The sequence below is a fragment of the Bradyrhizobium sp. SZCCHNR1002 genome, assembly GCF_032381435.1.
In the GTDB taxonomy this organism is placed as follows: Bacteria; Pseudomonadota; Alphaproteobacteria; order Rhizobiales; family Xanthobacteraceae; genus Bradyrhizobium; species Bradyrhizobium aeschynomenes.
The window spans coordinates 22,230-49,177 of record NZ_JAUHIS010000003.1 but is presented as its reverse complement, the minus strand read 5'-3'; the positions used below and the strand labels follow the sequence as shown (position 1 = coordinate 49,177).

The 26,948-nt window shown below is 65.4% G+C and carries 20 protein-coding genes; 12 read left to right on the top strand and 8 right to left on the bottom strand.

All coding sequences use genetic code 11. The features are described 5' to 3' along the window. Positions 1 to 84: 84 nt before the first annotated feature. Both QX108_RS16530 and QX108_RS16525 read right to left on the bottom strand, forming a co-directional pair. Positions 85 to 1,002 (bottom strand): response regulator transcription factor, encoded by a 918-nt coding sequence (locus QX108_RS16530; RefSeq protein WP_315780648.1) that lies wholly within the window; start codon positions 1,000 to 1,002, stop codon positions 85 to 87. Continuing rightward, positions 992 to 4,366 carry an ATP-binding protein gene (locus tag QX108_RS16525; RefSeq protein ID WP_315780647.1) on the bottom strand — a complete coding sequence of 1,125 codons (3,375 nt, stop codon included), beginning with the start codon at positions 4,364 to 4,366 and terminating at the stop codon, positions 992 to 994. The genes QX108_RS16530 and QX108_RS16525 overlap by 11 nt, the downstream gene beginning before the upstream one ends. A 186-nt stretch (positions 4,367 to 4,552) precedes the next feature. Here QX108_RS16525 and urtA point away from each other — a divergent pair, with 186 nt between their 5' ends. From urtA to QX108_RS16490, 7 genes are all read left to right on the top strand, one after another. Then, the gene (urtA, locus tag QX108_RS16520; protein WP_035659303.1) at positions 4,553 to 5,815 is read left to right on the top strand and encodes an urea ABC transporter substrate-binding protein; all 1,263 of its coding nucleotides are present in this window, start codon (positions 4,553 to 4,555) and stop codon (positions 5,813 to 5,815) included. 219 nt (positions 5,816 to 6,034) lie between these two features. Next, positions 6,035 to 6,961: an urea ABC transporter permease subunit UrtB gene (gene urtB, locus QX108_RS16515; protein ID WP_315722676.1), complete on the top strand. Its 927-nt coding sequence runs from the start codon at positions 6,035 to 6,037 to the stop codon at positions 6,959 to 6,961. Between the two features lie 34 nt (positions 6,962 to 6,995). Continuing rightward, positions 6,996 to 8,132 (top strand): urea ABC transporter permease subunit UrtC, encoded by a 1,137-nt coding sequence (gene urtC / locus QX108_RS16510; RefSeq protein ID WP_315780642.1) that lies wholly within the window; start codon positions 6,996 to 6,998, stop codon positions 8,130 to 8,132. A gap of 10 nt (positions 8,133 to 8,142) precedes the next feature. Then, positions 8,143 to 8,898, top strand: coding sequence for an urea ABC transporter ATP-binding protein UrtD (gene urtD / locus QX108_RS16505; protein WP_257169512.1), 756 nt, complete (start codon positions 8,143 to 8,145; stop codon positions 8,896 to 8,898). A 183-nt stretch (positions 8,899 to 9,081) separates the two neighbouring features. Further along, entirely contained in the window at positions 9,082 to 9,771 is a 690-nt protein-coding gene (gene urtE / locus QX108_RS16500) for an urea ABC transporter ATP-binding subunit UrtE (protein WP_006614904.1), read from the top strand. Positions 9,772 to 9,807: 36 nt separating this feature from the next. Then, on the top strand, positions 9,808 to 11,037 hold the full coding sequence (fmdA, locus tag QX108_RS16495; RefSeq protein ID WP_009031409.1) for a formamidase: 1,230 nt from the start codon (positions 9,808 to 9,810) through the stop codon (positions 11,035 to 11,037). A 100-nt stretch (positions 11,038 to 11,137) separates the two neighbouring features. Continuing rightward, on the top strand, positions 11,138 to 11,479 hold the full coding sequence (locus QX108_RS16490) for a zinc ribbon domain-containing protein (protein WP_315722667.1): 342 nt from the start codon (positions 11,138 to 11,140) through the stop codon (positions 11,477 to 11,479). A 29-nt stretch (positions 11,480 to 11,508) separates the two neighbouring features. Here the strand turns inward: QX108_RS16490 and QX108_RS16485 are convergent, their stop codons facing one another. From QX108_RS16485 to QX108_RS16470, 4 genes are all read right to left on the bottom strand, one after another. After that, a complete protein-coding gene (locus QX108_RS16485) occupies positions 11,509 to 12,330 on the bottom strand; it encodes an MlaD family protein (RefSeq protein WP_315780637.1) in 822 nt (273 codons plus the stop codon). Positions 12,331 to 12,387: 57 nt separating this feature from the next. Continuing rightward, a complete protein-coding gene (locus QX108_RS16480) occupies positions 12,388 to 13,104 on the bottom strand; it encodes a DUF1614 domain-containing protein (RefSeq protein ID WP_315780635.1) in 717 nt (238 codons plus the stop codon). Between the two features lie 117 nt (positions 13,105 to 13,221). Continuing rightward, positions 13,222 to 13,788: a class GN sortase gene (locus QX108_RS16475; RefSeq protein ID WP_315780633.1), complete on the bottom strand. Its 567-nt coding sequence runs from the start codon at positions 13,786 to 13,788 to the stop codon at positions 13,222 to 13,224. A gap of 264 nt (positions 13,789 to 14,052) precedes the next feature. Further along, on the bottom strand, positions 14,053 to 16,320 hold the full coding sequence (locus QX108_RS16470) for a marine proteobacterial sortase target protein (protein WP_315780631.1): 2,268 nt from the start codon (positions 16,318 to 16,320) through the stop codon (positions 14,053 to 14,055). 201 nt (positions 16,321 to 16,521) lie between these two features. Between QX108_RS16470 and QX108_RS16465 the strand changes: the two genes are divergently transcribed. Further along, positions 16,522 to 17,292, top strand: a complete 771-nt coding sequence (locus QX108_RS16465) for a helix-turn-helix transcriptional regulator (RefSeq protein ID WP_315780628.1) — start codon at positions 16,522 to 16,524, stop codon at positions 17,290 to 17,292. Between the two features lie 1,260 nt (positions 17,293 to 18,552). Here the strand turns inward: QX108_RS16465 and QX108_RS16460 are convergent. Then, complete coding sequence (locus QX108_RS16460; RefSeq protein ID WP_315780626.1) at positions 18,553 to 19,785, bottom strand: ABC transporter substrate-binding protein; 1,233 nt, start codon at positions 19,783 to 19,785, stop codon at positions 18,553 to 18,555. A gap of 290 nt (positions 19,786 to 20,075) precedes the next feature. On the opposite strand from QX108_RS16460, the gene QX108_RS16455 reads away from it, so the two are divergent. The 4 genes from QX108_RS16455 (at position 20,076) to QX108_RS16440 (ending at position 24,263) form a co-directional block, all read left to right on the top strand. Next, positions 20,076 to 21,215, top strand: a complete 1,140-nt coding sequence (locus QX108_RS16455) for an acyl-CoA dehydrogenase family protein (protein WP_315780624.1) — start codon at positions 20,076 to 20,078, stop codon at positions 21,213 to 21,215. A 215-nt stretch (positions 21,216 to 21,430) separates the two neighbouring features. Next, complete coding sequence (locus tag QX108_RS16450) at positions 21,431 to 22,600, top strand: acyl-CoA dehydrogenase family protein (RefSeq protein ID WP_315722650.1); 1,170 nt, start codon at positions 21,431 to 21,433, stop codon at positions 22,598 to 22,600. After that, the gene (locus QX108_RS16445; RefSeq protein WP_315780620.1) at positions 22,600 to 23,253 is read left to right on the top strand and encodes a glutathione S-transferase family protein; all 654 of its coding nucleotides are present in this window, start codon (positions 22,600 to 22,602) and stop codon (positions 23,251 to 23,253) included. Before QX108_RS16450 ends, QX108_RS16445 begins: the two co-directional genes overlap by 1 nt. A 218-nt stretch (positions 23,254 to 23,471) precedes the next feature. Beyond that, entirely contained in the window at positions 23,472 to 24,263 is a 792-nt protein-coding gene (locus tag QX108_RS16440; RefSeq protein ID WP_315780618.1) for a helix-turn-helix domain-containing protein, read from the top strand. Here QX108_RS16440 and QX108_RS16435 read toward each other — a convergent pair. Then, entirely contained in the window at positions 24,233 to 26,815 is a 2,583-nt protein-coding gene (locus tag QX108_RS16435; RefSeq protein ID WP_315780616.1) for a cation-translocating P-type ATPase, read from the bottom strand. The genes QX108_RS16440 and QX108_RS16435 overlap by 31 nt on opposite strands. Positions 26,816 to 26,948 lie beyond the last annotated feature (133 nt).

Genomic DNA, 26,948 nt, shown 5'->3' with positions numbered 1-26,948 from the left:
TCCCGGGTCGGCGCCCACTGCCGCTTTGCGTCAGTGGGCTTGCCCGGGACGACAGCTCGGTCCGGGCGCGCGCGTTGGCCCGCCTCAACTCTCTCTCCGCGTCACGCCGGTGGCAATCGCCGCGGCTGCCGTCCGGTTCTCGACGCCGAGCTTGGCGTAGATCTGCTCCAGGTGCTTGTCGACGGTGCGCGGGCTCAGGCCAAGGATCTGCGCGATGTCGCGGTTGGTCTTGCCTTTGGAGAGCCAGGACAGCACCTCGCCCTCGCGCGTGGTGAGGCCGAACTCGCTGGAGAACTGCTTGGGCAGTTCGCCCGACGTCTCCTTGGCCAGCCGCAGCAGCACCTCATTCGGTCCCGCGCCGCCCAGGTAATACAGGCGTAGCTCGGGATGATCCGGAATCGAAGCTGCGGATTTGGCCGCAGCCTTGCCCTTCTGCGCCTGATCCAGCCATTGTCGCAGCGCGTCCGGTAGCACGAGCTCCTCGGCGTTGCCGAAACTGTCGGACAAGAGTCTCTGCGCCTGCGGCGTCGCCCACATCAGCCGGCCCTCGCGGTTGACGGCGAGCAGGAAGCGTCCGGAGACGTCGAGCGCGGCGCGCGCGCTCTGCGTCATCCTGGCATTGGCGAGATGCACGCGGATGCGCGCCAGCATCTCCGAGACGGCGATGGGCTTGGTGACGTAGTCGACGCCGCCGGCCTCCAGCCCCTGCACGATGTGCTCGGTGTCGGCCAGACCGGTCATGAAGATCACCGGCACGTTGGAAAGACCAGCCTCGCGCTTCAGCTTGCGGCAGGTCTCGAAGCCGTCCATGCCTGGCATGACCGCGTCGAGCAGGATGATATCCGGCGTGATCTGGTCGACGATGCGTATCGCAGCTGCGCCGTCGAGCGCGACCATCACGGTCATCCCGGCGCCATCCAGCGCGTCGGTGAGCAGCCGAAGTGTCTCGGGAGAGTCGTCCACGACCAGCGCGACATCGCGCTTCTTGCTGTCAATGCTCATAGGCGTGCAGGGTCTTCAGAGTGGCCATGTACTGATCGAGATCGAAGCGGTCGATCAGCGCGCGCATCTGGGCGACGAACTCGGCATGCTCGGGATGCGCGCTGCCGATTTCGTCGAGCTTGAGCTGGATAGCCCGGATATAGCCGATCTGGCCGAGGCCCATCAGCTCCTCGACATATTTGAGCGGCGGCCGCGATCCGGTATCCGGCCGCCAGTGCGGCTGAGCCACGGGCATGTCGGTCTGGTAGCTCCATTCGAGCTTCAGCAATTGGCGGATCGCCTCCAGCAGCCGCGGAATGTCGATCGGCTTCATCAGATAGCTGTCGTGGAAGGGCTGGGCCAGTGGCCGTCCATGCGCTTCGAGCGCGCTTGCCGACGTCATCAGGATGCGCGCCTGATGATGGCCGGTGCTGCGCAGGGTCTCGGCGACGGTCCAGCCGTCCATGCCCGGCATCGAGATGTCCAGAACGAAGAGATCCGGCTGGCAGTGCTGCGCCAGGCCGAGGCAGGCCGGCCCATCCGGCGCGCTCAACAGGATGAAACCGAGCGGCGTCAGCACCTCGCGCAGCAGGTCGCGGTGCACCGGATCGTCATCGGTGACCAGGATCGTCTTGCGCGGGCCGAGATAGCCCGCGACCGGCGCCTTCACCGGTGGATGCCGCGTCGGGTTGGTGACCTCCGACAGCAGGATCTTGACCTTGAACGTGCTGCCCGCGCCGACCTTGCTCACGACCTTGATGTCGCCGCCCATGACGCCGGCGAGCAGACGGCTGATCGTGAGGCCGAGCCCCGTGCCGGTCTGCGGCTGCGCGACGCCGAGTGCGCCGCGCTCGAACGGGGCAAAAATCCGCTCGAGATCGTCGGGCTGAATTCCCGGACCGGTGTCGATGACCTCGAACTCCGCCACCGGGCTGCGGTAGTGCACGACGAACTGCACGCTGCCGACCTGGGTGAACTTGATCGCGTTCGAGAGCAGGTTGATCAGGATCTGGCGCAGCCGCTTCTCGTCGGCATAGACGACCAGCGGCAGCACAGCCGGCCGCTTGAACACGAAGTCGACGCCCTTCGCTGCCGCCTGCAACCGGAACATTCCGACGAGTTGATCGAGGAATTCGCTCAGCCGCACCTCGTCGCGCGACAGATACAGCCGTCCCGCCTCGATCTTGGAGATGTCGAGAATGCCGTCGATCAAACCGGACAGATGATCGGCGCTGCGGCGGACGACGCGCACCTGATCACGCGGCTTGGGTGTCAGGCTGGTATCCTGCTCGAGCAACTGGGCATAGCCGGAGATCGCGTTCAGCGGCGAGCGCAGCTCGTGGCTGAGGCCGACCACGTAGCGGCTCTTGGCGAGATTGGCCGACTCCGCCACCTCCTTGGCGCGCTGCAGCTCGGCATCCGTGCGCTTGTGCGCCTCGATCTCCTGGATCAGCAATTGGGTCTGCCGCCGCGTCTCGGCCTCGGCGGCGCGGCGGCTCTGCTGCGCGAGAACGAACAGCCAGGTCACCACGCCGATGATGATGGACAGGGCGAAGAACACCTTCCACAGCACGTCCGAGATGATGCCCTTGAAGCCCGGCAGGGCCGCCGACGTTTCCAGATAGATCATGCCGAGCGTCAGCGCGACCAATCCGGCTGAAGTCAGGAACACGCCGACATAATGCCCGAGCTGCGAGTTGATCTTCGCCAGCACGGATTGCGGCAGCATGCCGCTGAGGGCCGCCGAGACCTGGGCCTGCGCCCGCGCATGCGGCTTGCACAGATCGTGACAGCGTGCGTCGAGCGAGCAGCACAGCGAGCAGATCGGGCCCGCATAGGCCGGGCAGGAGGCGGTGTCTTCCGGCTCGAAATGATGCTCACAGATGCAGCATTGGATCTGCTCGATGTTCTGCCAGCTCCGCTTGGGTTTGCGTGCCAGATAGTATTTTCCATCGGTGAGATAGGCGATGGCCGGCGCGGTAACGAGCGCAACGCCGAGTGCGACGAAGGTCGACAGCGCCTTGCCTGTCGGGCCGAACAGGCCGTAGAACGCGCTGATCGAGACGATCGTCGCGATCGTCATCGCGCCGACGCCGACCGGATTGATGTCGTAGAGATGGGCGCGCTTGAACTCCATCTGCTGCGGCCGCAGACCGAGTGGGCGGTTGATTACGAGGTCCGCGACCAGTGCGCCGACCCATGAGATCGCGATGTTCGAGTACAGCGCCAGCGTCTGCTCCAGCGCCTTATAGACCCCGATCTCCATCAAGAGCAGCGCGACCACGACGTTGAACACCAGCCATACGACCCGTCCCGGATGGCTGTGCGTCAAACGGGAGAAGAAGTTCGACCAGGCGATCGACCCGGCATAGGCATTGGTGACGTTGATCTTGATCTGAGAGACGATCACGAAGGTGCCGGTCAACGCAAGCGCCAGGTCAGGCCGTGCCAACACATAGCGGAACGCCTCCAGATACATGTGCGCGGGCTCGGCCGCGTGGTCGGCCGAGACACCATGGCTCAGGGCGAAGAAGGCGAGGAATGATCCCGCCAGCAGCTTGAGCGCGCCGAGCACGATCCAGCCGGGCCCCGCGGACAACAGCGCGATCCACCAGGAGAGCTTCGACGTCCGGCGGTCGCGCGGCAGGAAGCGCAGGAAGTCGACCTGCTCGCCGATCTGGGCCACCAGCGAGAACACCACCGCTGCGGCCGTGCCGAACAATGCCAGGTCGAGATGCCCCAGGGGATCGCCGTGCTCGCCCGGAAACTGCTGCCAGTCCGCGAAGGAATGCGGGCTCGCATAGGCGATCGCTGCGAAGGGCAGGATGTGCAGCACCACCCACAGCGGTTGCGTCCACAATTGGAACCGGCTGATCAGCGTGATGCCATAGGTGACGAGCGGAATGATGACGACGGCGCTGATCAGATAGCCGATCGGTCGCGGAATGCCGAAGCACATCTCCAGCGCGGATGCCAGGATGACGGCCTCGATCGCGAAGAAGATGAAGGTGAACGAAGCGTAGATCAGCGAGGTGACGGTCGAGCCGATATAGCCGAAGCCCGCGCCGCGCGTCAGCAAGTCGATGTCGATGCCGCATTTGGCGGCGTGATAGGCAATCGGCAGGCCGCAGCAGAAGATGATGACACTGGCGACCAGGATCGCTGCGGTGGCGTTGGTGACGCCATAGTTCAGCGTGATGGTGCCGCCGATCGCCTCCAGCGCCAGGAACGAGATCGCGCCCAGCGCGGTGTTGGCGACACGGGCGGCGGACCAGCGCCGGGCGCTCTTGGCCGTGAAGCGGAGCGCATAGTCCTCCAACGTCTGGTTGGCGACCCACTGGTTGTACTGGCGCCTGACGCGGTCGATCCGCTGCCGCCCTGCCACTCTTCAACTCCTTACGCGCAGCGGTTCGTCCGCACGCCTCGCCCTGCCCCTCGCAAGACCTGCGTAGAGCCTACGTCGCGCTTTTGCGGTGCAGTATACGCAATCTTGCGTATCCGTGCGTTGCACAAAGCGCGCCATCCTTCGCCTGACCCAACGCGTGTCCTCGAACCAATGAATGGGGTGCTCATGTCAGACGAAACTGAAAAAGGCCTGAAGTCGCCACTTCGGCGCCAATTGCTGATGGGAATGGCCGCCATCCCGGCACTCGCCATGATGCCGCGGCCGTCCTTCGGCGCCGGTCCCGCAACCTCCGCTGTCAATACCACCGGCCTTGCAGTCACCGATAGCGAAGTGACCGTCGGCATCCTGCACTCGGTCACCGGTACGATGGCGATCTCCGAGACCGGCTCGGTGCAGGCCGAGAAGCTCGCGATCGAGCAGATCAACGCCGCCGGCGGCGTGCTCGGCCGCAAGATCAAGTACATCCAGGAGGACGGTGCCTCGGATTGGCCGACTTTCGCCGAGAAGGCCAAGAAGCTGCTGGTCAACGACAAATGCGCCGCCGTGATGGGCTGCTGGACCTCGGCCTCGCGCAAGGCGGTGCTGCCGGTGTTCGAGCAATACAACGGCATGCTGTATTATCCGACCTTCTACGAAGGCCTCGAGCAGTCGAAGAACGTCATCTATACCGGCCAGGAGGCCACGCAGCAGATCATTGCCGGCCTCGACTGGGTCAACAAGACCAAGGGCGCGAAGACGTTCTACCTGCTCGGCTCCGACTACATCTGGCCGCGCACCTCGAACAAGATCGCCCGCAAGCACATCGAAGGCCATCTGCAGGGCTGCAAGGTCGTCGGCGAGGAATACTTCCCGCTCGGCCACACCCAGTTCAACTCGGTCATCAACAAGATCAAGCTGACCAAGCCGGACGTGATCTATGCGATCATCGTCGGCGGCTCCAACGTCGCCTTCTACAAGCAGCTCAAGGCGGCCGGCATCGACATGTCGAAGCAGACCTTGCTGACCATCTCGGTGACCGAGGACGAGATCGACGGCATCGGTGGTGAGAACATCGCGGGCGCCTATGCCTGCATGAAGTACTTCCAGTCGCTCGACAATGCCAACAACAAGGCCTTCGTCTCCGCCTTCAAGAAGATGTGGGGCGAGAAGACCGTGATCGGTGACGTCACCCAGGCCGCCTATCTCGGCCCGTGGCTATGGAAGTTGACGGTCGAGAAGGCCGGCAGCTTCGACATCGACAAGGTCGCGGCCGCCTCGCCCGGCATCGAGTTCAAGGGTGCGCCGGAGGGCTATGTGCGGATCCACGAGAACCACCATCTCTGGTCCAAGACCCGCGTCGGCCGCGCCAAGGCGGACGGCCAGTACGAGCTGATCTACGAGACCGCCGACCTGGTCGAGCCCGATCCGTTCCCGAAGGGCTATCAGTAAGCGGCCGGATCGCAGCGTCTAAGCCGAGGCTGCGGCCGCGATCGCGATGCGACTCCCCTCCCCCTTGCGGGGAGGGGTTGGGGGTGGGGGTCCGCATACTCCAGCAGGGTTGAGTCCTCACGACCGCTACCGCCGAACCGGGCGGACGATCTTGGCCGCGGGCGCTCGTTGCCCGCGAGCTGATCCATTTTCCAGCAGGGCATCACAAGAGGACGGATCATGTTCGGCGACTATTCAATCGGCGACCTCGGGGCCATCTTTGCGATGCAGGGGTTTGCGGGCCTCATCCTGTTTTCGGTCTACGTGCTGATGGCCCTGGGGCTTGCCATCATCTTCGGCCAGATGGGCGTCATCAACATGGCCCATGGCGAGTTCATGATCCTTGGCGCCTACGTCACCTGGATGACGTCGAACGCCTTCCAGAGTTTCCTGCCGGCGCTGTTTCCCGGCTACTTCTTCGTCGCGATGGCGCTCGCCTTCATTGCGTCCGGCTCGCTAGGCATGCTGGTCGAATGGGCGATGATCAGTCGGCTCTACAAGCGCCCGCTCGATACGCTGCTGGCGACCTGGGGCCTTAGCTTGATCCTGCAGCAGGCGTATCGGTCGGTGTTCGGTGCGCGTGAGGTCGGTGTCGAATTGCCGGAGTGGATGATGGGCTCGTGGCAGGCGACTGACGCGATCCAGATCCCCATCAACGGCATGTTCGTGATGTGCCTGACCATCCTGATCACGATCATCGTCGCCTACGTGCTGTTCCTGTCGCGCTGGGGCAAGCAGGTTCGTGCCGTCGTGCAGAACCGCGTGATGGCCGGCGCCGTCGGCATCAACACCGAGAAGGTCGACCGCTACACGTTCGGCCTCGGCTGCGGCATCGCCGGCGTCGCCGGCTCGGCCTTCACGATGATCGGTTCGACCGGTCCGACCGCCGGCCAGCTCTACATCGTCGACACCTTCCTGGTCGTCGTGTTCGGCGGCGCCGCCAGCCTGATCGGCACCATCGCCTCGGCCTTTACCATCTCCCAGGCGCAGTCGACGATGGAGTTCTTCATGTCCGGCTCGATGGCCAAGGTGCTCACGCTGCTCGCGATCGTCGCCATCCTGATGCTGCGGCCGCAGGGGCTGTTCGCCCTCAAGGTCCGCAAATGAGCCAGCTTCGTCAGTCCAACAAGAAAGCACGGCCATGATCAACTCGCGCTTTTTCAATCGCTCGGAGCTCATCGGCTTCGTCTCGCTGCTGCTCTTGCTCGTCGTCATCCTGCCGCTGGCACTCGACATCTTCCGCCTCAACCTGGTCGCGAAATATCTGACGTACTCCTTCGTCGCGATCGGCCTGGTGTTGTGCTGGGGCTATGGCGGCATTCTCAGCCTGGGGCAGGGCGTGTTCTTCGGCCTCGGCGGCTACTGCATGGCGATGTTCCTCAAGTTGGAGGCCTCCAGCGTCGCCAATACCAAGATCCAGTCGACCCCGGGCATTCCGGACTTCATGGACTGGAATCAGCTGACCGCGCTGCCGTTCTTCTGGAAGCCGTTCCAGAGCTTCCCATTCGCGCTCGCCGCGATCATCCTGGTGCCCGCGATCTTTGCCTTCATCATCGGCGCCGCGATGTTCAAGCGCCGTGTCGGCGGCGTCTACTTCGCGATCATCACCCAGGCCATCGCGGCGATCATGACCATCCTGATCGTGGGTCAGCAGGGCTACACCGGCGGCATCAACGGCATCACCGACCTGCGCACCCTGCACGGCTGGGACATCCGCACCGATCATGCCAAGTACATCCTCTATTTCGTCGAGGTGTTCTTCCTGTTCGCCGCGATCCTGGTCGCGCAGTTCATCCGCCTGACCAAGCTCGGCCGCATCCTGGTGGCGATGCGCGAGCAGGAGGACCGCGTCCGCTTCTCCGGCTACAGCGTCGCCAACTTCAAGATCTTTGCCTTCTGCGCGGCTGCTGTCTTCGCAGCGGTCGGTGGCGCGCTGTTCACGCTCGAGGTCGGCTTCATGTCGCCGTCCTTCGTCGGCATCGTGCCGTCGATCGAGATGGTGATCTACACCGCGGTCGGTGGACGGCTGTCGATCTTCGGCGCGGTCTATGGCTCGCTCCTCGTGAACTTCGCCAAGACCAGCCTGTCGGAGACTTTCCCGCAGCTCTGGCTGTTCGGCCTGGGTGCGCTGTTCATCGCCGTCGTCCTCGCCTTCCCGAATGGTCTTGCCGGCATCTGGGGCGACTACGTGCAGCCGCGCATCGACCGACTGCTGGTCTCCCGCACCAAGAAATCCGGCAATGGCGGCCTGGTCGCCGACGGCGCCCCTGCAGAGTGAGGAGACAGCGATGCTCATCGGTCATCAGCCCAAGGAATTCCTGCTCGCGGTCGAAGCGCTCACCGTCTCCTTCGACGGCTTCAAGGCGGTCAACGATCTCTCCTTCTATGTCGAGGAGAACGAGATCCGCGTCATCATCGGCCCGAACGGCGCCGGCAAGACCACGGTGCTCGACCTGATCTGCGGCAAGACCAAAGCGACCTCCGGCTCGATCCAGTTCCGCGGCAAGGAGCTGACCAAGCTGCGCGAGAACGAGATCGTCAAGGCGGGTGTGGGGCGCAAATTCCAGACGCCGTCGGTGTTCGAGGATCTCAGCGTGTTCGAGAACCTCGAGATCTCGTTCCCGCGCGGTCGCACGGTGTTCGGCTCGCTGGCCTTCAAGCGCGATGCGGTCGTGAAGGACCGCGTCGAGGAGGTCGCCGAGATGATCTTTCTGAAGGATCGTCTCACGACGTCGGCGGCCGAGCTCAGCCATGGCCAGAAGCAGTGGCTCGAGATTGGAATGCTGCTGATCCAGAACCCGGACCTCTTGATGCTCGACGAGCCCGTCGCCGGCATGAGCGTCAGCGAGCGTGCCAAGACCGCCGAGCTGCTCAACCGCATCATCAAGGATCGCTCGGTGCTGGTGATCGAGCACGACATGAAGTTCGTCGAGGACATCGCGCACAAGGTCACCGTGCTGCACCAGGGGCAGATCCTGTCCGAAGGTACGATGGACAAGGTCAAGAACGATCCCAAGGTCGTCGAAGTCTATCTGGGACACTGAGCCGATGTTTGGAAACTCGCTCGATCCACGCAATTGCTGCGCCCCCCTCCCCCTTGCGGGGAGGGGTCGGGGGTGGGGGTCCACACGGGCAGTCTTTGCTGAGACCCCCACCCCCAACCCCTCCCCGCAAGGGGGAGGGGAGAACAGACAGCTCGTCGAACTCACTAACAAGGAGCAGGCGTGATGCTCGCAATCTCCGATCTCCATGTCGCCTATGGCCAGAGCGAGGTGCTGCATGGCCTGAACGTCAAGGTCGCGCCCAACGAGATCGTCGCGATCATGGGGCGCAACGGCATGGGCAAGACCACGCTGATGAAGTCGCTGATGGGCATCCTGCCCGCCAAGAGCGGCTCGATCGCGATGGACGGCTCTGAACTCTCCGGCATGAAGAGCTACGAGCGCGTCGCCAAGGGTCTCGCTTACGTGCCGCAGGGCCGCATGATCTTCTCGACCATGACGGTCAAGGAGAACATCGAGACCGGCCTCGTCGTCTCCGGCGAATCCGAGGTGCCCGGCGACATCTACGAGCTGTTTCCGGTGCTGCTGGAGATGAAGGGCCGTCGCGGCGGCAATCTCTCGGGCGGCCAGCAGCAGCAGCTGGCGATCGCGCGCGCGCTCGCCACCAAGCCCAAGGTGCTGCTGCTCGACGAACCGACCGAAGGCATCCAGCCGTCGATCATCAAGGAGATGGCGCGCACCCTGAAGCGGATCCGCGACGAGAAGGGGCTGTCGATCGTCGTCTCCGAGCAGGTGCTCAGCTTCGCGCTCGACATCGCCGACCGCGTCCTGGTGATCGAGAACGGCGAGATCGTCCGCGACGATCCGCGCGAGTCCGTCGATGCCGCGCAGGTCTCGAAATATCTGTCCGTCTAACCACTCCGTCCAAGCAAACGTAAAGGGGAGCTTTTGATGCCTGACACACTGATCAAGGTCGATCTGACCAAGTCGGCCTACGAAAACGACAAGGTGCACAACCGCTGGCACCCCGACATTCCGATGGTGGAGTGGGTCAATCCCGGTGACGACTTCATCATCGAGACCTACGACTGGACCGGTGGCTTCATCAAGAACAACGACTCCGCCGACGACGTGCGCGACATCGACCTGTCGATCGTGCACTTCCTGTCCGGCCCGATCGGCGTCAAGGGTGCGGAGCCCGGCGACCTCCTGGTCGTCGACCTGCTCGACGTCGGTCCGCTGAAGGAGAGCCTGTGGGGCTTCAACGGCTTCTTCTCCAAGCAGAATGGCGGCGGCTTCCTGACCGACCACTTCCCGCTGGCGCAGAAGTCGATCTGGGACATCAAGGGCCTCTACACCTCGTCTCGTCACGTCCCGGGTGTGAACTTCGCCGGCCTGATCCATCCCGGCCTGATCGGCTGTCTGCCCGATCCGAAGCTGCTCGCGACCTGGAACGAGCGCGAGACGGCGCTGATCGCGACCAACCCGACCCGCGTGCCGGGCTTGGCCAATCCGCCGTTCGCGCCGACCGCCCATGCCGGCCAGGCCAAGGGCGACGTCAAGGCCAAGATCGGCGCCGAGGGCGCCCGCACCGTGCCGCCGCGCGAGCATGGCGGCAATTGCGACATCAAGGACCTGTCGCGCGGCTCGAAGATCTACTTCCCGGTCTACGTGCCCGGCGGCGGCCTCTCGATGGGCGACCTGCACTTCAGCCAGGGCGACGGCGAGATCACCTTCTGCGGCGCCATCGAAATGGCGGGCTGGCTGCACATCAAGGTCGACGTCATCAAGGACGGCGTCGCGAAGTACGGCATCAAGAACCCGATCTTCAAGCCGTCGCCGATCACGCCGAACTATCGCGACTACCTGATCTTCGAGGGCATCTCGGTCGACGAGGCCGGCAAGCAGCACTATCTCGACGTCCACATCGCCTATCGCCAGGCCTGCCTCAACGCCATCGAGTATCTGAAGAAGTTCGGCTACTCCGGCGCCCAGGCCTATTCGATCCTCGGCACCGCGCCGGTGCAGGGCCACATCTCCGGCGTCGTCGACGTGCCCAATGCCTGCGCCACCCTGTGGCTTCCGACCGAGATCTTCGACTTCGACGTGATGCCGTCGGCGGCAGGACCGATCAAGCACATCAAGGGCGACATCCAGATGCCGATCTCGCCGGACAAGTAATTCTCCTCCCTGTGCGACGGGGTGCGGGACGGCAGCGTCTTTCGCCGCCCCGCACCCGCCGCGCGGACCTTGGAGACGATGTTGCGCAGGAGACGAGACAATGCCGGTCTATGAATATCTCTGTGATGAATGCGGGCCGTTCACGGACATGCGCCCGATGGCGGAATGTGATGATCCGCAGGTCTGTCCGCAATGCCGGGACATGGCGCCGCGCGTGATCCTCACCGCGCCCGCCTTCGCCTGCATGCCGGCGGAGCGGCGCACGGCGCATGCCACCAACGAGCGCAGCCGCCACGCGCCGCAGACGCTCGCGGAGTACAAGGCGAAGCATGGGCCGGGCTGCGGCTGCTGCTCGCCGAAGAAGTCGCCGCGGCTGATGACCAAGACCAAGAGCGGCGCCAAGGGCTTTCCGACCGCGCGCCCCTGGATGATCAGCCACTGAACCAACGCGAGGGGCGGCGCGCCCGCCCCTCAGCGTGACGCAGGCACGCGGCGCGGTCCCGGACCCGGCTGGCCGCCGAATTTGACGGTCATCGCGTTGGCACTGTCGCTGATGTCGACCAGCGTCTTGCGGCTCTCGTCGATCACCTTGGCGGACTTGCGCTTGAAGCCGTCGACGAGCTCGCGCATCGATTTGATCTGATCGAACAACTGCCCGGGATTGCCGTCCGCAAAGCCGGGAATGGCGCCGTCGATCTTGGTGACGAGCGTATCGAAGCCCTTGAAGACGTCCTCGGCTTTGTCGACGGCAGAGTCGAATGCCGCGGTCTTGGCCTGGAGCGAGGCGGTCTCGGTCTCGAAGGTCTGCAGCGCGTCCTGGATAGCAGGCGCATTGCTGACGATGTACTTGTCGATGTTGTGCACCGTCTCGACCATCGTCTCCTGGTCCTTGAGATCGGCCGTCAGCACCGGCACGCCGTCGTGATCCAGCGGCACCGGCGGGGCCGTCGGCGCGCCGCCGACCAGCGAGATCGCGGCGATCCCGGTCAGGCCCTGGAACTCGATTCCGGCGGTGGTGTCCTTACGGATGGGCGCTGACTTGTCGAGCGTGATCATGGCGACGATCTTGCGCGGGCTCTCGAGTTTGATCGACAGGATCTGCCCGGCCTGCACGCCGTCGAAATTCACCGGGCCGCCCTTGCGCAGGCCCGCCGCCGAACCGCCGTCGAACACCACGCGCATGGTGCTGCGCTGCTCGGCGATGCGGCGCTTCTGCTTGATCAGGACGCCGCTGATCCCGGCCGCCACGGCCGCGATCGTCAGGGTTCCGACAATGAGGTTGATCGCGCGCATTCCGGGTCCGTGGCTGCCTCTGCTCGATTTTAGCCGCTAATGCCGCCGGTTGAAAGCTCAGCGCGCGAGGCCTGGGCGGGAGGGGGCGGCAAGGCCGGCCAGCAGCACCGCCAGGATACCGGTGAGAAACACGCCATCGAAAGTGCCCGCGCCGCCGATCGAGGCGACGGGGGCGCCGAGGCTGCCGATCTTGTCGAGGTTCATCAGGTCGGCGCCGACCAAGGTCCCCATCGAGCCGCCGATATAGGCCAGCGGCGCGGCGTATTCGCGCGACAGCAGGAAGGCGAGGATCGCGGTGACGACCACCGGTGCGAACACCGGCACGGCGATGCCGACACCCTGCACCGGCGTTGCCATGGCGTGGATGATGACCGCGATCACCAGCACCGCAATCGTGGCGCGCAGCCACAGCTGGTAGCGCAGCACGAGATAGGTCGACATGATCGTCGGAATCACAGCGCCGCCGACATTTACCGCCAGCAGCGTGCCCGGCCATTGATGCACCAGCGGCACGACATATTGCATGCCGAAGAAGTCGATGATCTCGCCGGAGCGGGCGACCTGTCCCGGCAGCATCGTGATCGGGATGTTGAAATAGCTGCCGACCAGCGAGCCGAACAGCAGCAGCATCGCCGTGCCCGAGCTGACGCCGAGCTTCATGTAGGCGTAGCGCAGGATGCCGAGCTGGATCAGGATGATCAGGACGCCGAACGCCAGCACCAGGAGGGCGAAGAAGGCAGGCGTGATTGGCAGATATTGGACTTGGGAATGCATGTCGGAAGCGCTGCGCAGTTGAGCCGTGTCGTCCGGGCGGGATCATCCCATCAGGGCGGCACCGTGACAAATGGGCATTCGGCGCTTGGTTCCCAAGGTCGGCCACGCTTGCTCCACTCATCGATCGCCGATCAGCGTGGCATGCAGCACGTAGCGCTCGGGCCCCTGCGTCAGCCCGTCGAACGGCCAGCAGGTCGAGAGCACCAGCTCGGCATCGTCGGCCTGCGGATCGATGCCGGACTCGTCGAAGCGAACGACGCGGGCCGCATCGGCCCGGTAGCGAAAGCTTCGTCCATCGCGCCTGACGACGTCGATCTCGTCGCCGACCCTGACGTCGCGCAGGAAGCGGAAATGCGTGTCGCGATGCGCGGAGTAGACCGCGATGCCGGGCTGGCCCGGCTCGGCGGTGCCCTCGACATGGCCGGCGCCGAACGCCAGCGCCTGGCCGCTGGAGCCGGCGAGCGCGATGGTGGAGACGCCGAGCCGCTTCACCTCGATGCGCGCGACCGGGACTGTGTCGGCCCAGGACCACGGCTTGACCGGCTGGCCGGTCGCAATGGTCTGGCTGAAGGCACGGTCGAGCAGCACCTGGGCAACGATCGCCTTGGCGTGAATGAAGGCGCCGTGAGCGAACAGGGCGAGACCGACAAGCGCGACGGCGAGCGGGATGACGAAGCGGGGCATTCTCTCTCCTCTCGTCATTGCGTTAAGGAACGAAGTACTAGCCGAGACGACGGTGCGCTCCCTCTCCCCGTCCTTCACGGGGAGAGGGTTGGGGTGAGGGGCAGCCACGACCACCGACTGCGCTGAGAGCCCCCTCACCCGGATTGCATCTTCGATGCAATCCGACCTCTCCCCGCAAGCGGGGCGAGGTGAGCACCGGACGAGCTGGGGGAGCATAGCAAGCAACGGTTCGTCGACTTTCTCGTCGTCGCATGAACAAGTCCATTAGTTGGCAGCTCGCCGCCTGATGGCGACGAGCCAGATCAATTCCAGCATCAGCAGCCCAAGCCCGAGCAGCATGCTCAGCTCCGCATCAGTCGCCGTCTTCGGCAGCGTGACCGTCGCGGGGCCAGCCGGCACCACGGGCCGCTTCAGGGCAGCGAGTTGCACCTCACCATCGCCCTCGGCACGGGGGTCCTTCTGCATCGCAGGCAGACGTCCACGCTCGCCGAACACCTTTTCGAAATCCCAGCCGGCCGGCAGGTTGATCGGCAGCTCGGCAAGTCGCAGCGGCTCGCCGTCAGGGCGGCGCGGGGTCTTGTCGACGGCGACCAGGCTGGTCAGGCGGGTCACCAGCTGATGCTCCAGCGCCAGCTTCAGGATGGCGCCGTCGGCTTCCTCCGGCGTCATCTGCCGCATCGTCTTCGCGACCTCGGCGTCGCCGATCTTGCGCCGCGCCCAGAGCTTCGAAAGGCCCTTGCCTTCGGCGGCGCCGGAGAGCGGCAGCGTGATGGTCCAGGGCTGGTCGCCGATGCGGCCCTTGAGCTGCAGCGATCCGGCGAGGCGATCGATCCTGGCGGCGAGCACCAGCGGCTCGTTGCGGTAGACGTCCGGCAGCACGGCGGGGGTGAGATCGGCGGAGGCCTCCGAGAAGCTGGCACTCAATCCCGTCACCACCGGATTCTCCAGCTTGGCGAACAGATCGCGCATGCGCTCCTCGACCTGCTCGACCGAGCCGATATGGGTGAAGGCGCCGCGGCCGAGCTCGGCGGCGCGGCTCATCAGGTAGGTGTTCGGTGCCGAGCCGATGCCGACCATGAAGATGCGCGAGCGGCCGCGCATCGCGGTGATGGTCTCGAACAGCTGCTGCTCGTTGCCGATGGCGCCGTCGGTCAAGAACACCACCTGGCGCACGCGGTCGCTATCGCTGCCGTCGTCGGTCAACGCCGCGCGCATCGCCGGCACCATCTCGGTGCCGCCGCGCGCCTCCAGCGCGCTCACGAAGCTGGTGGCGCTGCCGACATGCTCGGCATCGGCCGGCACCGAGGACGGAAACAGCACCGTCATCGTGTCGTCGAAGCGGATGACGTTGAAGCGGTCATTGGGTTGCAGCCGTCCGAGCGCATAGAGCAGGCTGGCCTTGGCCTGGCGGATCGAGGTGCCGCCCATCGAGCCGGAATTGTCGATCACGAAGATGACGTCGCGCGGCTGCGGGCGTTGCGTGGTCGCGGCCACCGCGGGAGGCGTCACGAAGGCGAGCAGGTAGTCGGCATCGCCGACCTGCTCGTGAAACAGCCCGACCGACGGCACCGCCGCGGAGGCAGGCTTCCAGGTCAGCTCGAAGTCGCGATCGGCGGGCACCACGCCCTCGGCCAATGTGACGATGCGCGTCTTCGCATCGGGGCTCTCGACCGTCACGGGGTGATGGTGGCTCTTGACCTCGCCGAGCGCGAAACCCGCCTGCAGCCGCACGGTGATCCGGGTCGGATTGACCGGAGCATCCTTCGCAGGATCGAGCACCTCGGGCGAGATGCGATCGCGGTCCGGCACCGGGTCGTTGGCCGCCGCGCCCCAACCATTGCTGTCCGGGCGAAGCTCGACGCTCTGCGCGATCGGCTTGGGATTGTAGCGCGGCGCGACCACCAGCGGCACCCGCAGCGAGAATTCGCCGGCCGCCTGCGCCACCGGCTGCTGATATTCGATCTGCACCAGCACGGTCTCGCCCGGACCGATATTGGCGAGCGAGTTGGTGAAGATGTTCGGCCGCTCCTGCTCGGTCAGGGCCGCGGTCTTGCCCTCGCGCTTGGCCTGCTCATAGATCACCTTGGCTTCCTGGCGCGGCTTGATGTCGCCGACCACGACGCGATCGCCGACGATCATCTTCAAGCTGTCGACCGCGCTGTCCGGCGGCAGCGGATAGACGTAGACGGCCTCCATCCACTGCGAACTGGTGTTCTTGAACAGCTGCGTCACGCGCGCCCGCGCGGTCGGGCCCGACACGACGATGTCGACGTCGATGCCGAGCCGCGGCGCCTCGGCGTAGCCGCCATCCGCCTTGAACAGCAGCGCGCCGGAGCGGGCATCGCCGGGCCTGGTCAGCGGCGCCAGCGGACCCTCGGCCGACCAACCGGGCGTCACGCTGAGAAATAATGCGGTGAAGGCGACCAGCGCCACGGCGCCGGCTTGCAGCAACAGGAACAGCAGCATGGTCACGATCCAGGATCGGATCGGATGGGCGCTGCTGCGGATATCATAGTCGATCGTGTCGCTCATCAGAGGCTCCGCAACGAACAGAATGGGGCAGGCCGAGATTGAGCGGGCGGCGCTGCCATCGCGAGCGGAATGGTCGGTCTTGTTCGGCCGTCGCCCGCCGGGCTTTGTCCGGTGGTGCGCGAGGCGGCGGCTGATCTGTCCGGGTTTGTGCGGATTTGTCCGTCTGCTACAAGGAGCATCCGCACGCAGCATGGGGCCAGGATGTCGAACCCGGACAACGAGCTTTCCGACGAGCAGAGCCGGCAAGTGGCCGAGACCATCCGCGAGGAGATCGCACGGCGGCGGATGTCGCGGCAGACGCTGGCGGAGCAGGCCAAGCTGAGCCTGTCGACGTTGGAGAAGGCGCTCGGCGGCCGCCGCCCGTTCACGCTCGCGACGATCGTCCGGCTCGAGCAGGCGCTCGGCATCTCCCTGCGCAAGGCGCCGAGTACGCCGGCCGCTGCTCCGGCTACGAGCGGCGGCATCGCGCCGGACAGCCTCGGCTCCTATTCGCGGCGCGCGGTGGAGTGGATCGAGGGCACCTACGTCACCCTGAGGCCGTCGTTCGGCGATCGCGAGGCGATCTACGCCTATCGCACCGACATCGTCTGGGACGATGCGGCCTCGTCGCTGGTGTTTCGCGAGGGCGCGCGGCTCGACGCGGCCTTCTCGCAATTCGGCGAGGTCGCCGTGCCCAACCAGTCCGGCTTCGTCTACCTCGTCACCAACCGGCACGGCCAGCACCGCCTGATCACGGTGTCGCGCCCGACCATCACCGGCGAGATGTACGGCATCATCACGACCTTGCTGGCGGGCCGCGGCTCGCTGCTGACGCCCATCGCTGCGCCGATCGCGTTGCTGCCGTTGCGGAACGTGGTGGAGCCGAGCTTTGGCCGGCTCGGGGCGGATGATGCGAACTATGCGCTTTATCGCGAGCATCTGCGCAAGACGGTGGAGGAGCCGTTCGCGCTGTTCGTGCAGGGCGTGCCTTGAATTCTTGGCGATAGCCACCGTCATTGCGAGGAGCCAACGGGTCCGCGCGAAGCGCGGCCCGATGGCAGGCTCCGCGACGAAGCAATCCAGAGTCGCGCACGCGGCTCCTGGATTGCTTCGCTTCCCTCGCAATGACGGAGTTTGCAGCTGGCGCCGTGCTTCTACACATGCAGTGTCGTCCCGGCGAACGCCGGGACCCATACCCCCAGGGAGCAGTTTGAGTCCGGCTGGTCATTGGCTTTTTCGCGCCACGTCACCGCCGCAGCGTGGTCCCGGACCGGCGTCGTGCCGCGCTTCGCGCGTCGCGGCTTGTCCGGGACGACGGCGGTGGGTGGGGCGGATTCACGGGATCAAACAGCACGACGTTCAAACAGCCGAACGTCTCAACAGCAGATCGGATCGATCAGCCGACTATCGATGAAGGACATGTCATCGCATTCTCGCGGCGAAACTCGCCCGAGGTTTTCAATCAGTCCGTCCCTCTTCAAGTGCAGAGGGCGCAGGGAATGCCGGGTGAGGGCCTCACCCATGGCCCGCCTGCGTAAAAAAAATGCAGGCGGCAGGTACCACAGGTGCAGCCGACATTCCGGCATTCCCTGCGCGACGGTCTTCACGCTTATACGCAGTCTCCCTGGTGCGCCGGGCTTGTTGGCCACCATGCCGCGACAATGCTTGCGCATTGCGCGGGTGACACCAGCATCGGGGTGTCAGGACGCTGCGACTTCACGTCCGCAGGCTGCCGTTCGTCGGCGCGTCCGAAGACACGCTGCGGCAGACCGCGGCCATCGCCTCCCCACCTCGCGTGTCGTGACGATCGCGCGCAACGCCCCTCTGCGGTGAGGCGGGATGCGGGGGAGATGATCATGAATTCTGGAAAATAGCAATAGAAAATTTTGTTTTTCAGAATCGCTGGTGTCGCCCGAGCCTGCGCCGCGCCGGCGGTCTGCTCCCTCTCCCCGTTCTTCACGGGGAGAGGGCTGGGGTGAGGGGCAGCCGCACGGGCGGTTCCGTCGGCGAAAAGGAAAAGCCCTTCGAGTGTGTTTGCTCTCTCAAGGCATTCGTTCGACGGAGGCAACTGGTGGCGAAAGGTCAAAGGAACGACGAAAGCACTTTCCGTGCGGCTGCCCCTCACCCCGACCCTCTCCCCGTGAAGAACGGGGAGAGGGAGCGTACCGTCTCTGGAGCTTATGACCTCGCCGCGGAATGATCTGGCGAGGCCACCTCTTGATGCGGGAGAGGCGGCGCTGCGCCGCCTCCCGCCTACCCCCCGACATCCGCGCTGATGATGTCCCCGAACAGATCCCACTTGCCGCCCTTGAACTGCATCATCTTGAGCTGCTCGATCGGGGCGAAGTCGTTCGGGCCGGTGTTGACCTTGATGCCGGGGATCAGGGTATCCGGCGCGAAATCCTTTAGGCTGGCGGCCTGCTTCATGACGTTTTCGCGGGTGAGAGTGTCGCCGCACTGCTTCAGGGTCTGCACCATGGTCTGCGCCGCGGCATAGCCATAGGCGAGGTTGGCGTCGGAGATGTTGGCGCCCGGCATGTACTTGTCGATGAAGGCCATGAACTTCTTCATGCCCTCGTCGTCCTTCCACTGCGGGTCCGACGGATCCTTGAGATAGCCGGCGGACAGCACGCCCTCGGACGCCTCGAGCCCGGCCGGCTTCATCACCGCGCCGATCGAGATCGAGACGTCCGTCATCAGATGCATCGGCTTCCATTCCAGCTCGGCGATCTTCTTGATCGCCTGGGCCGCGAATTTCGGCGTCGAAATGTTGACGAACACGTCGGCGCCGGTGCCCTTGAGCTTGACGATATGCGAGTCGATCGACGGCTCGGTGGTCTCGTAGCTCTCCTCGGCGACAATCATGGTCTTGGCCTTGTCGCCAAGCACGTCCTTGATGCCGATGACGTAGTCCTTGCCGAAATCGTCATTGGCATAGAAGATCGCGATCTTGGCGTTCGGCTTCTCCTTCAGAATGTACTTGGCGAAGATCCGCGCCTCGACGCGGTAGCTGGGCTGGAAGCCCATCGTCCACGGGAATTCCTTCGGGTCGTTCCACTTGCTGGCGCCGGTGGCGAGGAACAGCTGCGGCACCTTCTTGGCGTTGTGGTACTTCTGCACGGCGGTCTGGGTCGGCGTGCCCAGCGCGTTGAACACCAGGAACACCTCGTCGCTCTCGATCAGCTTGCGCACCTGCTCGACCGTCTTGGGCGGGCTGTAGCCGTCGTCATAGGAGATGAAGTTGATCTTGCGGCCGTTCACGCCGCCCTGGTCGTTGATCATCTTGAAATAGGCCTCCTCGGTCTTGCCGATGATGCCGTAGGCCGAGGCGGGGCCGCTATAGGCCTCGACATTGCCGATTCGAATCTCGGTATCGCTGGCGCCCGTGTCGTATTTCTTTTGGGCAAGCGCGCTCTGGCTCGCCAAAACGGAGAATGCGGCGGCGGCCGCGAAAGACAGCAGAGTCCTGGTCGTCATCGGCAACATTCCCTGGGCTTCCTCTGGTTTGATTCTTGTGATTGCCGTTTTGTCTTGAACTGTCCCCGACCGTTTGCTCGGCGCTGTGACAGCGGCGGACTTGGATGACCGCGCATTGGGTGCGAGTGGGCAGATGTGTGCAATGCACTGTCTTGCGTCCAGACGCTGGTCCGGGAAGCAACGGACGCCGTCCGCGGCGCCTGCATGTGATTTCGCCGGCCAGCCACTCGACGCAAGTTGATACCGTCGTTTCGGGCGCATCTTCGTCGGCGCAGGAAGCAGGATTCTCGCGGTACGCCATGACGAAAAGCCCGTTCTACACGGCCGAGCACGAGGCCTTCCGCGACGTCGTGAGGCGCTTCGTCGACAAGGAGATCGCGCCGTTTGCGAGCGCGTGGGACGAGGCCGGCGAGTTTCCCCGCGCGCTGTATGCGAAGGCGGCCGACATCGGCCTGCTCGGGCTGGGTTTTCCCGAAGAGTTCGGTGGTGTGGCGGCCGATCAGTTCATGAAGATCGTATCGTCGCAGGAGCTGGCGCGGGCCGGTGCCGGCGGCGTCAGCGCCAGCCTGATGAGCCACAGCATCGGCGCGCCGCCGATCGCCCGTGCGGCACGGCCGGAGGTGAAGGCGCGAGTGCTGCCCGAGATTCTCTCCGGGCGAAAGATCTCGGCGCTCGCGATCACCGAGCCGAGCGGCGGCTCCGATGTCGCCAATCTCCGCACCAAGGCCGTCCGCGACGGCGATCATTACGTCATCAGCGGCGAGAAGACCTTCATCACCTCGGGCGTGCGCGCGGATTACATCACCGTCGCCGTGCGGACCGGCGGACCAGGGCCGGCGGGTGTCAGCCTGCTACTCATTCCCGGCGACACGCCGGGGCTGACGCGCACCAAGCTCAACAAGATGGGCTGGTGGGCATCGGATACTGCGACCCTGCATTTCGACAACTGCCGTGTGCCGGTCGAGAACCTGATCGGCGAGGAGGGGCAGGGCTTCAAGCTGATCATGCATAACTTCAACAGCGAGCGCATGGGCATGGCGGCGAGCTGCACGGCGTTCGCGCGCGTCTGCCTCGACGATGCCATCGCCTATGCCAGGGAGCGCCAGACCTTCGGCAAGCCCTTGGCGCAGCACCAGGTCATCCGGCACAAGCTGGTCGATATGGCGCAGCGCGTCGCGGCCTCCCAGGCGATGCTGGAGATGCTGGCGTGGCGGCTCGAACAGGGCGATAATCCCGTGGCCGAGATCTGCATGATGAAGAACCAGGCGACGCAGACCATGGCGTATTGTGCCTCCGAGGCGGTGCAGATCTTTGGCGGTGCAGGCTTCATGCGCGGCGTGCGCGTGGAACGCATCTATCGCGAGGTCAAGGTCAATGCCATCGGCGGCGGCACCGAGGAGATCATGAAGGATCTGGCCAGCCGGCAGATGGGATTGTGATGGGCGCTCTCAAGCGCACGTCATTCCGGGGCAGCCCGCAGGGCTGAACCCGGAATCTCGAGGTTGTGGGATACGAGCGCCAGACAAGCTCGGGATTCCGGGTTCAAGGCCTGCGGCCTTGCCCCGGAATGACGATCGTGCCGCAATCAACAAGCATCAGCGAACGTCCGGGTCGGATGCTCAAGCGACCGCTCCGGAATGACAGGGAATGAAACATGCTCTTCACCGCCGACCATGACGAACCGCGCCGCATCCTGCAGAAGTTCATCGCCGCCGAGATCAATCCCCATGTCGACGAGTGGGAGGAGGCCGGCATCTTTCCGGCGCATGAGCTGTTCAAGAAGCTCGGCGACCTCGGCTTTCTCGGCCTCAACAAGCCGGTCGAGTTCGGCGGCCAGGGGCTGGACTATTCCTATGCGCTGATGATGGCGGAGGAGCTCGGCGCCATCAATTGCGGCGCCATTCCGATGGCAATCGGCGTGCAGACCGACATGGCGACGCCGGCGCTGGCGCGCTTCGGCTCCGACGAGGTGCGTAAGGAATTTCTGGCGCCGGCGATTGCCGGCGACTACGTCGCCTGCATCGGCGTCTCCGAGCCCGGCGCTGGCTCCGACGTCGCCTCGATCAAGACCCAGGCGCGCTCCGATGGCGACGACTACGTCATCAATGGCGGCAAGATGTGGATCACCAACGGCACGCAGGCGGATTTCATCTGCCTGCTCGCCAACACCAGCGACGGCCCGGTTCATCGCAACAAGTCGCTGATCTGCGTGCCGATGAAGAGCAAGGGCGTGCAGGTCGCGCGCAAGCTCGACAAGATGGGCATGCGCTCGTCGGATACCGCGCAGATCTTCTTCGACAATGTCCGGGTGCCCAAGCGCAACCGCGTCGGCGAGGAGGGGATGGGCTTCACCTATCAGATGATGCAGTTCCAGGAGGAGCGACTGTGGGCCGGCGCCGCCTGCCTGAAGGCGCACGAGGCGATCATCAACGCCACCATCGAGTACACGCGAAATCGCAAGGCGTTCGGCCGCTCGATCCTCGACAACCAGGTCGTCCACTTCCGCCTCGCCGAGCTGCAGACCGAGGTCGAGCTGCTGCGCGCGCTGACCTATCAGGCCGCCGAGGCGCTGGTCGCCGGCGAGGACGTGACGCGGCTCGCGACCATGGTGAAATTGAAGACCGGACGGTTGGGGCGCGAGCTCACCGATGCCTGCCTGCAATATTGGGGCGGCATGGGCTTCATGAACGAGACGCCGGTCAGCCGCGCCTATCGTGACTCGCGGCTGAGCTCGATCGGCGGCGGCGCCGACGAGGTGATGCTGACCATCCTGTGCAAGATGATGGGCACCTTGCCGGGCATGACCAAGGCGGGGAACGCCTGATGATCACGCTGTATCATTGCGACGGCGCCCGCTCGTTCCGCCCGCTGTGGATGTTGGAGGAGCTCGGGGCTGACTACGAGTTGAAGATGCTGCCGTTCCCGCCGCGCGTGCTGGCGAAGGAATATCTGGCGATCAATCCGCTCGGGACGATCCCGTTCATGGTGGATGGCGAGACCAAGATGACGGAGTCCTCCGGCATCTGTCACTATCTCGGCATCAAGCACGGCCCGACGCCGCTGATGGTCGGACCCGAGGAGAAAGATTACGGCGCGTTCCTGAACTGGATGTATTTCTCCGATGCCACGCTGACGTTCCCGCAGACGCTGGTATTGCGATACACGCAGCTCGAGCCTGAGGAACGGCGCTCACCCCAGGTCGCGACGGACTATGCCAAATGGTTTCTGGGCCGGCTGCGCGCCGTGGAGGCAGCGACTGGGAATGCCGAGTTTCTGTGCGGCCGTTTCACCGCGGCGGACATCGTGATCGGCTACGCGTTGCGCCTGGCGGACACGCTCCACCTCGCCAAGGATTTTGGGCCCAATGTGGCGGCCTATTGGGCGCGTCTGCAGCAGCGCGACGGCTACAAGCGGGCACGCGCGGCCGAGCAGCGTGCTGGTGAAGAGCAGGGCATCAAGCCGCGCGTCAGGCCGTGAGTTGCGCACGTCATTCCGGGGCGATGCGCAGCATCGAACCCGGAATCTCGAGATTCCGGGTCTGGTCCTTCGGACCATCCCGGAATGACAACTCATTTATGCTGTCGTGATTAACCGCGACAAAAATCGGCAGTCGTCGCCGATGACAGCGGCGGGAATTGCGCTATGGTTCTCCTCCAAAGAAGCGGCCGGCAGAGTCGCGCCTCAGGAGGAAGACCATGGATGTTTCCCGCCGGGATTCCGGCCATCTCATGCTGATCACGCCCGAGCGTGTGTTCTACGCCGGGCTGCTCGGCCGACCGCGCCGGCGCTGCTCGGGCGCGCTGCACATTTACGTCGCGCTGACCGGGAGCCTGCGGCTGCTGCCCGAGGGCGGCGAGGCGCGGTGCGGCGAGCTGCTGGTGGTGCCGCCGAACAAGCAGCACACGATCGAGAGCGACTACCGCACCGTCATCGTCGTCACCATGGAGCCGGAGAGCGTGCCGATCGGCACGCTGGATCGCTTCGCGGCCAAGGTCACGCGCGAGGCCGAGGCCTTCGCCTGCCGCATTCGCGCCGCCTATGAGGAGCTGGTGCAGCGGCCGCTCAGCGGCGACGTCACCAGCGCCGTGTTCGACCGGCTCTGCTTCGGCGAAGTGCTGCCGCAGCGGACGCTCGATCCGCGGGTGGTCAAGGCGATCGGCCTGATCAGCCGCTTCTCCGGCGAGCCCGCCACCGCCGAGAGCTGCGCCGCTGCCGTCGGGCTGTCGACCTCGCGCTTCCTGCATCTGTTCAAGGAGGAGACCGACATCTCCTTCCGTTCGTTCCGCGCCTGGAAGCGCGCGCGGCACCTGCTGAACTACGCCAACCAGGATCTCAACCTGGCGCATCTCGCGCAGGACATCGGCTATCCCGATTCCACGCATTTCAGCCATTCGATCCGCCGCTTCTACGGCCTGAAGCCGCGCGCGATCTTTTCCGGTTCGCGCGATCTGGCGATCTATCGCGCCGGCGAGGCGGCGTTGACCTGAGTCCCTCCGGCTGGGCGCCGTGTCAGCGCGGCGCGCAGCGGGAATTTGGACAGCTCCAGCACGATCAGCGTGCTGATCGCAGCACCTGCGGTCAGCGCGAGATCGTCGGCGTGCAGCGGCCCGAACTTGAACAGCGCCGCGACCGGCGGCACGGTCAGGCTGGTCGCGAGCACCGCGACGACGATCGCGATCACCGATAGCAGCACGCGGTTCGGCCGCAGCAGCGCGTCGCGCAGCGAGCTCGAGAACGAGCGGTTGACGAAGATCAGGCTGACGATCACCGACACCAGGGTGAAGAACACCAGCGCGCGCAATTCGTCATCGGGCATGCCGTTGCCATGCGCCAGCAGCAGCACGCCGCCGGTGGTGATGATCGCGAGAAGGCCCTGCAGCGCGCCCCACAGTACCAGCGGGCGCGGCAGCAGCGGCTCCAAGGGATCGCGCGGTCGCCGCCGCATCACGTCGTCCTCCTCGGTCTCCGCCTCGAACACCAGCGAGCAGACGGGATCGATGATCATCTCCAGGAAGGCGATGTGCACCGGGCCCAGCAGCAGCGGCAGGCCGGTGACGAGCGGCAGCAAAGCGAGGCCGGCGATCGGGAAGTGGACCGCGAGGATGAAGCTCATCGCCTTGCGCAGATTGTCGTAGATGCGCCGGCCCAGCCGGATCGCCTTCACGATCGAGCCGAAATCATCGTCGAGCAGCACGATTGCGGCCGCCTCGCGCGCGACGTCGGTGCCGCGGCCGCCCATCGCGATGCCGATATGCGCCGCCTTCAGCGACGGCGCATCGTTGACGCCGTCGCCGGTCATCGCGACGATCTCGCCATCGGCCTTCAGCGCCGAGACGATGCGGAGCTTCTGCTCCGGCATGATGCGGGCGAACGCCGTCGGCGTGCGGGCCGCCCGCGCCAGCGCGTCGTCGTCGAGATGAGACAGCTCGGCGCCGGTGATGATTTGCTCGGGATCAAGCCCCGCCTGCCGTGCGATCGCAGCCGCCGTCGCCGGATAGTCGCCGGTGATCATGAGCACGCGGATGCCGGCCGAGCGGCATTCCGCAACGGCACTCGGCACCTCCGCGCGGAGCGGATCGGCGAAGCCGACGAGACCGCAGAAGGTGAAGGCGAAGCCCTGCTGCGTCTCAGGAAGCGCGCCGCCGCTCCAGCGCGCCTCGGCGACGCCGAGCACGCGCAGGCCCTCGGCGGCGAGCGTTTCGATACGCGCCTGCAGCTCGATCAGCTCGGTGCCGCCGAGGCCGCACAGCGCCGCAATCGCTTCCGGCGCGCCCTTGGCCGCGACCATGGGGACGCCGTCGCGCGACCAGACATTGGTCATCGCGAGCAGATCGGGCCGCAGCCCGTAGCGCCGCTGCAAGGCGGCGCCGGCGGTCGCGTCCGTGTCGAGGGCTTGCAGCGCCTTCTCCATCGGGTCGTGCGACTGCGGGTCGCAGGCCCGCACGGCGGTCGCGACGAGATCGCGGAACTCGGCCGTCACCGCATCGGACGAGTCCGTCCCAGGTCGCAGCACCGCGCCATCGGGATGCACCAGCCGCGCCACCATCATGCGGTTCTGCGTCAGGGTGCCGGTCTTGTCGGTACACAGCACGGTGGCGGCGCCGAGCGATTCGATCGCGGCCGCCCGCCGCGTCAGCACGCGCGCCTGCGAGATGCGCCAGGCGCCCATCGCGAGAAACACTGTCAGCACGACCGGGAATTCCTCGGGGAGCATCGACATGCCCAGCGCAATGCCGGCCAGCAACCCTTCCAGCCAGCCGCCGCGATACAGCGCGTAGAGCACGACCGTGATCGCCACCACGATGGCGCCGCCGATCGCAGACGCCATGACGAGACGTCGCGTCTGCTGTCGGAGGCGGGGCGTCTCCGTCTCCAGCGTGCTCACCGACTGGCCGATCCTGCCGATGGCCGTGCGCGGCCCCGTCGCCATCACCTCGGCGACGCCGCCGCCGCGCACCACCAGGCTGCCGGAGAACACGAAGGGCAGGTCGTCGCCGCCGGCCGCGGCCGTCGCGTCCATGGCCTCGCTCGCGGCCGGCCGCTTGCGCACAGGCACGGATTCTCCCGTCAGCAAGGATTCATCCGTCAGCAGATCGTCGCATTGCCGCAGCATTGCGTCGGCGGCGACGCGGTCGCCCTCGGCCAGCACGATCAGGTCGCCGCGCACCACCTCGCGGCCGGCGATGCGGACGCGCTCGCCGTCGCGGATCACGAGCGCGCGCGGGCTGGACAGATCGCGCAGCGATTCCAGCACGCGCTCGGTGCGCGCCTCCTGCACGATGGTGATGAGCACCGAGGCGGAAGCGAAGACCCCGAGCAGAACCGCCTCGGCCGTGTCGCCGAGCGCGAGATAGATGCCCGCGCCGGTCAGCAGCAGAAGCAGCATCGGCTCCTTCAGCACGTCGGCGATCAGTCGCAGGATCGACCGTGTGCCGGTCTGTGGCAGCTCGTTGAAACCCTCGGCCTGGAGACGCCGGGCCGCTTCTGCTGCGTTCAGCCCGTCTGCAATGAACGGCGCCGGTTGTGTGTCGATTGGCATTGCACGCTCGGTGAGGAGGGCGGACAGGAACCGCTTAGCGTCGATCGCCGATGGCGGGCTTGACGCAAAGCAATAAGGGAAGTGCGCCGGTTCGACCAGCGAGTCAACGCAAGCAGATTGTGCCGTGACGTCA